At 62.4% G+C, this 12,645-nt stretch carries 12 protein-coding genes; 6 read left to right on the top strand and 6 right to left on the bottom strand.

The genetic code is table 11. The features are described from left to right. Positions 1 to 120: 120 nt before the first annotated feature. On the top strand, positions 121 to 2,475 hold the full coding sequence (locus PQR53_RS18170; RefSeq protein WP_408456435.1) for a TonB-dependent receptor: 2,355 nt from the start codon (positions 121 to 123) through the stop codon (positions 2,473 to 2,475). A 24-nt stretch (positions 2,476 to 2,499) separates the two neighbouring features. On the opposite strand, the gene PQR53_RS18165 is transcribed toward PQR53_RS18170, so the two are convergent. Then, complete coding sequence (locus PQR53_RS18165; RefSeq protein ID WP_408456432.1) at positions 2,500 to 3,600, bottom strand: YVTN family beta-propeller repeat protein; 1,101 nt, start codon at positions 3,598 to 3,600, stop codon at positions 2,500 to 2,502. A gap of 198 nt (positions 3,601 to 3,798) precedes the next feature. On the opposite strand from PQR53_RS18165, the gene PQR53_RS18160 reads away from it, so the two are divergent. The 4 genes from PQR53_RS18160 to gph all read left to right on the top strand — a co-directional run bounded on the left by PQR53_RS18160 (position 3,799) and on the right by gph (position 6,659). Continuing rightward, positions 3,799 to 4,545 carry an energy transducer TonB gene (locus PQR53_RS18160; protein ID WP_408456429.1) on the top strand — a complete coding sequence of 249 codons (747 nt, stop codon included), beginning with the start codon at positions 3,799 to 3,801 and terminating at the stop codon, positions 4,543 to 4,545. A gap of 35 nt (positions 4,546 to 4,580) precedes the next feature. Next, entirely contained in the window at positions 4,581 to 5,342 is a 762-nt protein-coding gene (locus tag PQR53_RS18155; RefSeq protein ID WP_408456426.1) for a MotA/TolQ/ExbB proton channel family protein, read from the top strand. Further along, entirely contained in the window at positions 5,333 to 5,755 is a 423-nt protein-coding gene (locus PQR53_RS18150; RefSeq protein WP_408456424.1) for an ExbD/TolR family protein, read from the top strand. Before PQR53_RS18155 ends, PQR53_RS18150 begins: the two co-directional genes overlap by 10 nt. A gap of 208 nt (positions 5,756 to 5,963) precedes the next feature. Further along, entirely contained in the window at positions 5,964 to 6,659 is a 696-nt protein-coding gene (gph, locus tag PQR53_RS18145) for a phosphoglycolate phosphatase (protein WP_408456421.1), read from the top strand. Positions 6,660 to 6,706: 47 nt separating this feature from the next. On the opposite strand, the gene PQR53_RS18140 is transcribed toward gph, so the two are convergent. The 3 genes from PQR53_RS18140 to PQR53_RS18130 are packed head-to-tail and all read right to left on the bottom strand — an operon-like array spanning position 6,707 to position 9,735. Then, a complete protein-coding gene (locus tag PQR53_RS18140; protein ID WP_408456418.1) occupies positions 6,707 to 7,369 on the bottom strand; it encodes an ankyrin repeat domain-containing protein in 663 nt (220 codons plus the stop codon). Between the two features lie 15 nt (positions 7,370 to 7,384). Next, positions 7,385 to 8,005, bottom strand: coding sequence for a c-type cytochrome (locus PQR53_RS18135; RefSeq protein ID WP_408456415.1), 621 nt, complete (start codon positions 8,003 to 8,005; stop codon positions 7,385 to 7,387). Further along, positions 8,002 to 9,735, bottom strand: a complete 1,734-nt coding sequence (locus PQR53_RS18130; protein WP_408456413.1) for a pyrroloquinoline quinone-dependent dehydrogenase — start codon at positions 9,733 to 9,735, stop codon at positions 8,002 to 8,004. The genes PQR53_RS18135 and PQR53_RS18130 overlap by 4 nt, the downstream gene beginning before the upstream one ends. Before the next feature lie 601 nt (positions 9,736 to 10,336). On the opposite strand from PQR53_RS18130, the gene PQR53_RS18125 reads away from it, so the two are divergent. Continuing rightward, on the top strand, positions 10,337 to 10,624 hold the full coding sequence (locus tag PQR53_RS18125; protein WP_408456411.1) for a DUF4148 domain-containing protein: 288 nt from the start codon (positions 10,337 to 10,339) through the stop codon (positions 10,622 to 10,624). Between the two features lie 69 nt (positions 10,625 to 10,693). Here the strand turns inward: PQR53_RS18125 and PQR53_RS18120 are convergent, their stop codons facing one another. Together PQR53_RS18120 and PQR53_RS18115 are read right to left on the bottom strand one after the other, a co-directional pair. After that, entirely contained in the window at positions 10,694 to 11,740 is a 1,047-nt protein-coding gene (locus tag PQR53_RS18120; RefSeq protein ID WP_408456408.1) for a LysR family transcriptional regulator, read from the bottom strand. 157 nt (positions 11,741 to 11,897) lie between these two features. Continuing rightward, on the bottom strand, positions 11,898 to 12,557 hold the full coding sequence (locus PQR53_RS18115; RefSeq protein WP_408456405.1) for a response regulator: 660 nt from the start codon (positions 12,555 to 12,557) through the stop codon (positions 11,898 to 11,900). Positions 12,558 to 12,645: the final 88 nt, after the last annotated feature.

Below are 12,645 nucleotides of genomic sequence, written 5' to 3'. Positions count from 1 at the left end.
ACGCTTCCCTGCCAGATCGGGAAAAGCTCCCGCGCGGCTTACAGCCACCTATGCGAAGCTTTACACAGACATCAAAGAACGCGCTATGCGCGCGTGTATCGAGCCGGCAGGAGACACAAGATGAGCATGCGATCACAAGCACGCCGCAAACGCCGCCTTCAGCGGCGCACCGGCATCACGCTCTGTGTTGGGAGCGCCCTCGCGAGCCTGTCTGCGGCCGCATGGGCGCAAGCCGAGCCACCCGTGGCGGCATCGGCTCCCGCGGCATCCGCGGCCTCGGAGACTGCCCCCGCCAACCCTGCCACGGTCACGACGCTCGCGCCGATTGTCGTGGTGGGCACCACGCCGCTACTGGGCATCGGCACGCCGCTTACGCAGGTGCCGGCCAACGTGCAGACGGTTCACGCAGAGGACATCGAACGGCAGCATCGCAGCACGCTCACCGATTACCTGGCGAAGAATCTGCCGAGCGTCGATATCGCCGACGCGCAGGGCAATCCGTATCAGATGAACCTCACCTATCGCGGCTTCACCGCGTCGCCGCTGCTGGGCACGCCGCAGGGTTTGTCCGTGTTCGTCGACGGCGTGCGGGTGAACGAGCCGTTCGGCGATGTGGTGAACTGGGACCTGCTTCCGCAGCAGGCAATCGACACGATCCAGCTGATTCCCGGCTCGAATCCGACCTATGGATTCAACACGCTCGGTGGCGCGCTCTCGATCACCACCAAGAACGGCAAGGACAACCCCGGCGGCGAGGCCGAAGTGACCGCCGGGTCGTGGGGCCGCAAGACCGCGCAGATCGAACAGGGGGGCACCGCCGGCCACAACCTCGACTACTACTTCACCGCCGACGCCGCGAACGACAACGGCTGGGCCGAGCAGAACTCGAGCCGCGTGCGGCAGGCATTCGGCAAACTGCGCTATACCGACGCCGATACGACGCTATCGCTGTCCGCCGGTGGCGCGGATAACGATCTGCACGGCACGCAAACCATTCCGCGCTCGTTCCTCAACAACTTCAAGCAGCCCTACACGTATCCCGATCAGAATCAGAACAGCGTCGGCTACGTGACGCTGGCGGGCGACCATTACTTCAACGACCACGTCGAACTGAGCGGCAACGCCTACTACCGGCACTTCCGCAACACCAATACCAGCAGCAACGTCAACGATGATTTCGGCACGGTGGATGACGACGGCAACGTCAACACGTTGCAGGCGACCAATGAAAAGTCGACCGTGTCCACCGACGGCTATGGCGCAAGTGTGCAACTCACGCTGCTCGGCAAACTCGGCGGCATGGAAAACCAGCTGATCGCGGGCATGGCCGTCGACATCGCCAATTCGCACTTCACGCAGTCGTCGCAGGATGCGGCTTTCACCGATTCGCGCGCCACTGTCGGCATCGGCGATTTCGTGCAGCAGACCGACGCGAACACGCACAACACCAACTACGGCGTCTATCTGTCGGACACGCTGTCGCTGACGCCGCAATGGTCAGTGACGCTCGCGGGACGCTACAACTGGGCCGAAGCCACGATCGGCGATTCAAGCGGCTTGCAGCCCGGGCTGGACGGCCACCATACGTTTTCGCGTTTCAACCCGGCCATCGGCATCAACTGGAATCCGACGCCGGCTTTGACGGCCTACGCCACCTATAACGAAGGCATGCGTTCGCCGACCGCGATCGAGCTCGCCTGCGCCGATCCGGCCGCGCCGTGTTCGCTGCCGAACGACTTCATCTCCGACCCGGACCTCAAGCCGGTGATCTCGAAGACCTACGAAATCGGCGCGCGCGGCCGCATCGGCGCGGCCACCTCGTGGAGTGCCGCCGCGTACAGCACGACGCTCGACAACGATATCCAGTTCATCAGCAGCAATGGCGCGGGGAGCTCGCTAGGGTTTTTCCAGAACGTCGGCCGCACGCGCCGGCAAGGCGTCGAACTGGCTGGCCAGACGAAGTTCGGTCCGCTGGCCGTGGCCGCGAGCTACAGCTATGTCGACGCGACCTACCAGTCGACCTGGACCGAAAGCAGCGCGAGCAACTCCAGCGCCGACGCAAACGGCAATATCACCGTCAAACCGGGCAACCATATTCCGGGCATTCCCGCGACCACCGTCAAGTTGCGGCTCGACTACTCGGCCACCGCGAAATGGAAGATCGGCACGAACCTCACATGGCGAGGCAGTGTCTACGCGCAGGGCGACGAAAACAACCAGGATGCGAACGGCAGGATCTCCGGCTACCTGCTGATCGATATGGACTCGTCCTACCAGGTGACGAAGCAATTGCAGGTCTTCGCCTCCGTGACGAACCTGCTCGACAAGCGCTACGCCAGTTTCGGCGCACTCGGTCAGAACTTCTTCAACGGGCCGAACCATACCTTCGACGGCGCGAACCCGGTCAACGAGCAATTCGTCGGTCCGGGTGCGCCAAGGGGCGTGTGGGTGGGGTTGCGCTATGCGTGGAAATAGCCCCGCCGCACAGGACTACGACGGTCAATGCGATTCGATCGAGCCGTCGCTGTGCGGATACGTGACGATGCCCCACGCGAGCGGCAACTCGCCGATCTGCTTGATCGGCTGATAGCTCTTCGCGTCGAGGACATAGACCGAATCCGACCGGCCGCACGCCACCAGCAGCTTTGTGCCATCCGGCGTGAAGCTGAAGTGCCAGCAACGCTGCCCGACCTGCACGTCGGCGATGTGTTCGTAAGTGTGGCCGTCGAACACCTGGACCGCCTTGTCGCGCGCCGCGGCAACAAAAAGGCGCTGGCCGTTCGGGCCGAACGCCACGCCGTACGGCCCGAGTTTGGTATCGACGGTCTTAAGCACCTGAAAACTATGCGCGTCGATCACGACGAACTTGCTGAGCGATTCCAGCGTGACCACATAGTGCTTGCCGTCGGGCGACAGGCGGATGCCGCGCGGACGGCCGCCGGGCGCAAGCTTCACCGTTTTGATCGGCGCACCGGTGCGCGCGTGATAGACCGAAACCGTATCGTCGCCTTCGTTGGTGACCAGCATCGTCTGGCCGTCGCGCGAGAATTCGATGCCTTCGGTTTCGTGACCGCTCGTCACCGAGCGGATCACGCGCCACGTTTTCATATCGACAATCGCGATTTCCGCCGGCGGCTTGTTCGCGTCGTCGTCGTCCGCGCCGGGTTTTCCGTCCGGCTTCCCGCCTGGTTTGCCGTCCGCTTTGGCGCCCGGCGGCCCGCCATCTTCGCCGGGCTCATACGTCACATAGGCGTAGCCGTTGTGCACCCGCACATACTCGGGATTCTTGCCGATCTTCACGCGCTGGACGACCTTGCCCGACGCCGTATCGATCACCGACAGATCGTCCGTATTTTTGTTGGCGACCAGAAGACGGGTGCCGTCCGCATTCAGACTCAGGCCGCGCGGACCGTCCGCGCCTACCGGATACGTCTTTGTGAGCGTCATCTGATCGAGATCGATCACGCCGACGCCGGCCTTCTCGCTCGTCACGTAGGCAAGCGGCGCGGCGGCGTGGGCGGCACTCGCGGCCAGCACGAGCGCGGCAGCCAGCGCGATGGAACGGCGTGGACCTCTGATGGGAATCCGTGTCTCCAGCATTGTTGTACTCCGTGGTGAAATCGCTGCGCCGCGATAGCTCGCGTCATCCATTCAAAGTATCCCACCGGGCGATTGTTTGACAACGGACATCGGGCGGGAGAATTTCCCGAATTGATTCACGCCGGCAGGCGCGCGCTCTAAAACCGTGGGCTCGGGAGGACAATGAATGCGGAGGTGGCAGTGATGCTGCAAGTTGCCATGGCTAAGCCTGAACACCCTGCGATCGTCGCGACGCGCCACCGTCGCGCCGCGATCGTGCTCGGCGCCGTGATCAGTGCGCATCTGGCTTTGCTGGCGCTCGCGTTGACGGCGCGCGACATCACGGTCGAGCGGCCCATTGAACCGCGAACGATCACTGCTCTGTTGTTGAGTCCCGAGCCCGAACCCACGACGCCCACGAGGCCCGTCACGCCCGCCACGCCTGCCGCTGTCGTCGCGCCGACCCCGGCCCCGCCCGCCCGTCCCGCCGTTCGCGTCAAACCATCGCAGCAGCCGCGCCCACGCGTGCCGCGCAGTGTCGAAACGCCCGCACCGGTGGCACTCCCGCAGAACACCGCGCCGCCTGCCGCCACGCCAGCGGCCCCGGTGGCCGCGATACCTTCGCCCGCAGCGCCCATAGCGGCGTCCGCGCCCGCTGCCGAACGTACGATGCCCGCCTCGAGCGCGCCGAAGAACGTCTCGCATATCGACTGCACGATCCCGAAGCCGGACTATCCCGACATCTCGAAGCGGCGCAGCGAGAGCGGCACCGCGATCGTGCGATTTGTCGTGGGTCTGGCCGGCGGTATCGAGACGGTGCAACTGCAACAGAGCAGCGGCTATGCGCGGCTCGACGAAGCCGCGCTCGCCGCTGTCCACGCGAGCGTCTGCCGACCTTATAGCGAGAACGGCGCCGCGGTTCGCGCCGCGTACTCGCAGTCGTTCGTCTTCGGACTGACCGACTGACTCCGCCACCGCATCAAAGGACAAAGGAAACGACCATGCAACATTACGGACTCGCGAATGTCTGGGAAGCAGGAGACCTCGTCACGCGCGGCATTCTGAGCGTGCTGCTGATCATGTCGGTCATGTCGTGGACGGTCATCATCATCAAGCTATTGCAGGTCATGCGGCTCAGGCGCGTGACCCGGCAGAGCGATGCGCGCTTCTGGAGCGCTGACCGCTTCGAGGACGGGCTGCGCGGCCTCGGCCACCCCGAGTCGACAGCGCACGACAATCCGCTCATCGCACTCGCGCTCGCGGGCCACGAAGCCGCAACGCATCATCGGCAGACGCAGCAGCATCTGCACGACCGTATCGACGTATCCGACTGGATCACGCGGCGCTTGCAGGACACGATGGACGAGACGATCGCGCGCCTGCAAAGCGGCCTGGCGATCCTCGCGTCGATCGGCAGCACGGCGCCCTTTGTCGGGCTCTTCGGCACCGTCTGGGGCATCTACCACGCACTGATCGTGATCGGCGAGACCGGCCAGACATCCATCGACCACGTGGCGGGACCGGTCGGCGAGTCGCTGATCATGACGGCGTTCGGGCTCTTCGTGGCGATCCCCGCTGTGCTCGGCTACAACGGGCTGACTCGCGCGAACCGGTCGATCGTCGTCCGCTTGAGGCGCTTCGCGCATGGCTTGCACGCGTACTTCGTGACCGGCTCGCAATTGCCGTCGAGCGCCGGCCCGGAGATGCGTGTCGTGCCGCGCAGCGGTAGCGCAACCCGTGACGGAGACCTCAAATGGCAATGAGCCCGTTTTCCGACGACGACGAACAGGGGCTGATGAACGAGATCAACATGACGCCGCTGGTCGACGTCATGCTGGTCCTGCTGATCATTTTTCTCGTCACCATTCCCGCCATGCAACATGCGGTCAGGATCGATCTGCCACGGGCGAGCAGCCAGCCGGAAGCAGTCAAACCCGCCCACGTGGACCTCGCAGTGGACGCGGACGGGTCGATCCTGTGGGACGGCCATGCGGTGACCGACGACGGATTGCGCGCACGGATCGCGCAGGCGGCGCAGGCCACGCCTCAACCGGAGCTGCATTTGCGTGCCGACCGCAAAGTGCCTTATGAACGAATCGCCGAGGTGATGTCGGCGGCTCAGACCGGCGGCCTGACGAAGATCGGCTTCGTGACCAACCCTCAGCCCCGAAAATAACGCGGTGGCCCGCACGCCCAGGCTGGCGCGAATACCGGGTGCGAATACCCAAAGAGTGGCTTATCGGCGCCGAAAGAATCTCTGAATTTGAATCGACCCGTGATTCGGCTATCGTGATGCGTGTCTGAACGGCACATCATCTTTGCGAGGATCGCTCGATGCAAGCCAGCGTGGTGCGGAACGCAAATCAAGCGACGGCAGGCTCGCCATGGTAGGGGGCAGCCGCTGCGACGCCGTGTTGATCGATCTGGACGGCACGATGGTCGACACCGCACCGGACATTGTCGCCGCCGTCAGCCGCATGCTCGAGCACTTCGGCGCACCAATGCTGCCGTTCGACACGGTGGCCGGGTTTATCGGCAACGGCGTGCCGAATCTCGTGCGACGCTCGCTGGAAGCGGCGGGGATCGACAAGCGGTTCGCCATCGAGCAGGCCCAGCCCGTGTTTGAACAGCACTATGCCGATACGAACGGACAGGTGGGCCGGGTATTTCCCGGCGTGACGGCCGGGCTGCGCGACTTGCGGGAAAGAGGTTACCGTTGTGCCTGCGTAACCAACAAACCCGAGGCGCTGGCTGCTTCGCTACTAACGAGGACTGGCCTCGGCGACTATCTGGACGTGCTGGTCGCGGGCGACACGTTAGCCAGCATGAAGCCCTCGCCCGAACCCATTTGGCACGCGTGCCACCTGCTCGATGTCGACCCCGGACATTGCGCGCTGGTCGGCGATTCGCCTGTCGACGTCGCAGCGGCACGCGCAGCCGGTCTGCCTGTCATCATTGTCCGTTATGGCTATGCCGGCCAGGGCGGCGCCGACGGATTGCGCTGCGATGCGCTGATCGACTCATTCGAAGCGTTACCGGCGACGCTCGCGCGATGGGGACACCTCACGCGCGCGAATTAACGTGCGACGTTTAGACGCCGTGTTCCGGGCGTGTGGAAATCTCATGATTAGCCCGTGGACAGAAGGCCCGTCACCCGATCCGATTTCGTTTGCACCGCGATGTCTTTCGCCGTCATTCCCCGATTGTCTTTCAACGACCGATTCGCGCCGCGTGCGAGCAGCAGTTGGACGGTGTCCGCGCGATCGTATCCGGCGGCCCACATCAGGGCGGTGAGATCGTTCTTGTAAGTCCGGTTCACGTCGATGCCGGCGTCGAGCAACCGGCTGACGACCTTCGTTTGTCCCTCGCCGGCCGCGTACTCCATGGCGGTCTTGCCGACCCGATCCGTTGCGAGAGGATCCGCGCCATGCGCCAGCAGGAGCGCCACGATCTCATCAAAGCCGCCATACGCCGCGGCCATCAAGGGCGTGACGCCCGGCGCACTGGCGTGCTGAACGTTTGCGCCGCGCTCGATTAGCGTGCGCGCCATCGCCGCATCGCCTTTTTTGCACGCGGTGATCAACGCCGTGTCGCCGATGCGGTTCATCGAGTCGATGGCCGCCCCCCGTTGAAGTGCCGAGAGAAGCGACTGCTGGTCGCCGTCTTTTGCGGCGGCAAGCAGTTGCCGGTTGGTTTCCCCGTCTGCCTGCGCCAGCACGGGCAGACACACGCCGTATGCGCTTGCGAGTAGAACAGCCGCCACGATACGGCGGGCGAGCGTTTTTTTCATGATGTCTGCTCCGGGCTACTCGAGATTGTTGACGTACGCAGCAAGATTGCGGATGTCGTCGTCGGTCAGATTGCGCGTTACGCTGGTCATATTGCCCGCATCGTTGGTCCGCGTGTGCGAGCGGAAGTCCTGCAATTGCTTGACGATGTACGGATACAGCTGACCGGAGACCCGCGGAATCTCGTTCTGGCCGGCAAAGCCTCCCAGGTGGCACATCGTGCATAGCACTTCGGCGGATTTCTTTCTTCCAGCTTCGATGCTGGCGCTATCCGATTTGAAGGGAACAGGGACGAGCTTTTGCGCGGCAAAGTAGTCGGCAAGGTCCTGCATGTCCTCGCGCGACAGATTGGCCGCCATGGGCGACATGCGCGGATCGCTGCGCCGTCCTTCCTTGAAGTCCTTCAGTTCCAGGTAGAGATAGCGCGCGGTCTGCCCTGCCAGAATCGGATAGTCCGGATTGGTCGAATTGCCCATCGGCCCGTGACAGGCCACGCATACCTGCGCTTTCGCCTTGCCCGCGTCGGCGTCGGCACGCGCGTTCAATGGCAGCCATGCGGCTGCGAACCAGCCGCATAGAATGGCCGCCGCTGCCCGACGCGTCGAACCCCGCGCTCCCCGTAGCGTCGGTATCCTCATGGCACTGCGAAGACGAGCACGCTATTGCCGCGCTTGAAGTCGAGCTGCGTATTGCCGCCCGCAGCGACGGCTATGTACTGCTTGCCGTTCACCGTGTACGACACGGCGGGCGCATTGACGCCCGCGCCGCACTGGAACTCCCAGAGCTTCTTGCCGGTTGCGGAGTCGAATGCGCGGAACAGGCCATTGCCTTCGCCGTTGAAGACGAGACCTCCCGCTGTTGCAAGCACGCCGCCGATGAGCGGTTGTTCGGTCTTGTAGTCCCATGCAACCTTACCCGTGTCGACGTTCACGGCCGACAACTTGCCCCATTGCTGCTCGGACGCAATCACCTTGAATGCACCGCCTAGCCACAGCTTGCTGCCGCCGGGGTAGGCCGCATCCTCGACTTGATAGGTCATGGGCTGATGCAGATTGGCCGCGTAGACGAGGCGCGTGCGTGGATCGAACGCCATGGGCGACCACTCGACTCCGCCGTTCGCGCCGGGCAGCATGCGCGCGCCGGCGGCCGTCGGCAACGTCCACATGTTTTCTTGCGGAATCATTGCCTGCGAGTAGCGGATCAGCCGTCCGGTGGCGCGATCGTGAACGTACACGTGACCGGTCTTGCCGCCATGCACGATGCCGGGAATCATCTTGCCGTCGTTGTCGCGCACGTCGATCAGAATCGGCGGGCTCACGGCGTCGAGGTCCCATACGTCATGCGGCACATACTGGGTGTGCCATTTGTATTTGCCGGTGTCCAGATCGATCGCGACAAGCGAATCCGTATAGAGATTGTCTCCCGGCCGGATCGCGCCATAAAGATCCGGCGATGGATTGCCCACGACGAAGTACACGGTATGCGTTTGCCGGTCGATGGCGGGCGTCATCCAGACTCCACCGCCGAGCGTCTTGTAGAAGTCCCCACCCTTCGCGGCAAGCTGCTTTTTCTCCGCATCGATGTCGCGCTTTTCGTCGCGCCCAGTCGCGTCTTTCGTGGCCCACACGCCTTCCTGGCCGGTTTCCGGAATCGTGTAGAAGGTCCACAGCAACTGGCCGGAATTCGCATCGAATGCTTTGACGAACCCGCGAATGCCGTATTCGCCGCCGTTCGTGCCGATCAGCACCTTGCCGTCGACAACCGTCGGCGCCATCGTTTCCGAGTAGCCCTCGTCAGGGTCGGCGATCTGGCTTTGCCAGAGTACGTTGCCGGTTTTTGCGTCAAGCGCGACGAGTTTCGCATCGAGGGTGCCCATGTAGAGCCGGTCACCCGCTATGGCCACCCCGCGATTGTTGGGCCCGCAACAAAACGTCGTGACCGGCCCCATCTTGTGCTTGTAATGCCAGAACTCCTTGCCCGTTACCGCGTCGAGTGCGTACACGTGGTTGAACGACGTGGTGATGAACATCACGCCGTTCGATACGATCGGCGCCGTTTCCATCGACTCGTTGACAGCGGTCTGGAATATGAAGGCCGGTCTGAGCTTCGACACGTTCGTCTTGTTGATTTGCGCGCCGGGGTAATAGCGCGTCTGCGCGTAGGAGCCGTTCGAATGCAGCCAGTCGGCCGGCGTAGCGGCGGCGCGGTCGAGCTGTTCCTGGCTGACCGGTTGGAGCCTCGACGGCACCGGCGAGGCCGTGGTCGTCGAGCTGTTCTGAACTTCGTCCGCGGCGTAGACCGCAGGCAGGCCGAATGCGATGGCAAGCAGGGGCAGGCCGACGACTCCTTGAATACGGGTAAATGGCATGAATGTCTCCTTGGCTTTTTATTGCTATCAGGAATTTCAGCTCAGGAGTGCGGCATTCATCCGCGATCGATGACGCGGAAAGGCAGGATGGCGCAACCCTCGCAAGCACCCAAAAACGTACGATTTCGAACCATTGATCGCTTCCTCAGGACGGGTCGGCTCCGCAGAAGGGAAAGCGTTGAGGCATCTGTTCCCAAAAGGCCGGCTCGATTAAGCGTAGGCGATGCGCTCCACATTTTCTAGCCATCTGGCGCGCATTTTAGAATCCGCGATTTCATACGTATGATGATTTCGGCGCGTCGGAGTCGTGGCATTCCGGGCGGGGCAATCGTTGCAGCATCATTCAGGCACCCGAACGATTGCGCGCAGCGAGGTTCCGCGCTTTCAGTGGACAAAAATTAATGCCGCTCACGTCCTCTTTTATTTGCCGGGCGTGAAGACGGACAAAATATTTCGATTACCTTACTTGGCGATAGTCGACGATCGTGACGGGTTCAGATAACAAAGCCGTAATCCGCGGGTCAGTGCGCGGACAGCCGGCATGACGAGAATAGGAAACGTGAGCGCAAGCCACGCATTCCTCATTCACGGGAGATTCATCATGAAACTGCTTACCGCTTTTGCCGTCACCTTACTCAGCCTGTCGTTCGGCGCCAATGCCTTCGCCCAGTCGTCCCCGCCCGGGCTGACGCGTGCCGAGGTGCGGTCACAACTCGTGGAGGCCGAGGGTGAGGGTCTCGTGCATGCACCGAAAACTGATTACCCGCCGTCGGCGCAAGCCGTCGCGCGGAATCGTGAAATCTACGCAATCCAGCACGGCGCCGACGGCACAAGTCTGACGAAGACTGCCAGCGCGGTAGACGTCCATTCAGAATCGGCGTCAAACTGACCGCGAAGCAATGCGAATGCCGTGGGCCCATCGGACGAAAGCCGTCCGATGGCCGGAAACGGGAAACGTCTAGAACGTATGCCGGATACCAATACGCGCCAGCACCTGATTCGGGCTCGACGACGGTGCATCAGCGCCAGTGAGGTACGCGGTATGGAGCGGCGCCGCAACCGAACCGCCGCCAGAGGCGTGCTGGTAGATGCCTTGCGCGTTGCTTTCCATGGGTCTCTGGCGATAATGCTCCACCACGAAATCGACGAAACTGCGCAGCGCGGCTGCCATGTGCGGCTGCCCTGAATAAAGGAGCCACAGCGTGCGTTCGTCCCCACATAGCGGCGAGTCGTGGAGCAACTCCCGCAGGCTGCCGTTGGCGAGTTCGTCCCGCACGAACGAACGTGATAAGCGCGCAATGCCGAGTCCCGCCTGTACCGCCCGCTTGACGACCTGAGGGCTTTGTACGTTCATGATCGGCTCGACCACGACGCGCTGCGTGCCATGAGCGTCGCGAAACTCCCAGTAACGGCTCGGTGCATCCGACGCGAGGAGAATGTCGTGGGAGGCAAGATCGCCAGGCCTGGACGGTGCCGGGCACCGCGCTAAATAACGTGGGCTCGCAACAATGACATCGCCTGTTTGTGCGAGCGGTCGGCAAACCAGTGACGCGTCTCGTAAGCGACGTTCCGCACTGAAGCAGACATCGAACTCGTTAGCCGCGACATCGTTCATGTTGTCGAACACCGTCAGCTCGAAACGCATGCGAGGCTCCAGGGCGCGATAAGAGGCCAGGACCTCGGGAAGATCCGTGGTCGCGTAAAGCGACGACGCGGCAACCCTCAGCGAACCGATCGGCTGTCCCACTGCGAACGCAATGCATTCATCCATGGCATCGAGTTGCCTCAGTAACTCGATGCAGCGCTCCCGATATTTCCGCCCAGTTTCGGTCAGCGAGACGCGCCTGGTAGTACGGTTGACCAGCCGTACTCCCAGGTGCTCTTCAAGCGCGGCGAGACTACGCGTGACAACCGAGCTGGATATACCCAGTTGCTTCGCGGCTTCGGCGAAATTCAGACACTCCGCAACTTTGACGAAGATTCGTATCGATGCCACCAGGTTCATCGTATTCTCCGGCACGCACCGGGTAAGGGGTTAGGTGTCAGCATAGCGGCGGCGTGGTTACCTGAAACCGTCTAAAAGATTACGGAATCGTTATGTATGCCGGAAGACCAACCCGAGGTTCTTTTAAGGTCTGATTCTGAACGGTGCCGTCTTCAAACTACGCGTCGCGGATGACATAGCCCACCCGCCGAACCGTTTCGATCGTATCGGCGCCGAGCTTCTTTCGAAGCTTCGAGATGTGAACCTGAATCGTGTTGCTTTCCACTTCTTCCTTCCACCCGTAGATGCAATCTTCGAGCGTTGCCACCGACTGAGGAATGCCCCGATATGCAAAGAGCCGAAGGAGGATGGCCCATTCGCGAGCCGATATCGTGACTGGAATGCCTGCGCGCATCACAGTTCGCGACGCGGTGTCGATATACAGTTTCCGATGCTTGATCTGATTCGTGCTTCGACCCTGCGAGCGACGTATCAACGCACGACATCGCGCAATCAGTTCACGTGTGTCGAAAGGGGCACTCAGATGATCGTCCGCGCCGGCTTCGAGAGCTTGCACGCAATCCGCGGAGCTGGCGTCTTCGTTGAAGGTCAGGACCGGTACGTCGCGGTTCAAGCGACGCAAGTGGACGAGGAAATCGAAACCAGAGCGGCGCGGCGGCAGAACGTCGGCCACGACAAGTGCATAGCGTGGAGTCGCTAACGCAAGCTGCGCCTCACGATCGTCCTTCACCCGATCGACGGTATAACCTTGATGACGCAGAGCCGACGCCAGCCGCCATGCAATCTGCTCGACTGACTCAACAATAAGAACCCGCACGACCGGCCACCTGCATCAACGAGGGAAGAACAAAGCGGCGGGAGTAGAAATGAAAGAGCTGGATGCTCCTGGTCTTCAACCGCTTCCT

The organism is Paraburkholderia fungorum, from assembly GCF_046027605.1.
In the GTDB taxonomy this organism is placed as follows: domain Bacteria; phylum Pseudomonadota; class Gammaproteobacteria; order Burkholderiales; family Burkholderiaceae; genus Paraburkholderia; species Paraburkholderia fungorum_F.
This window is presented reverse-complemented; position numbering and strand designations above follow the sequence as displayed.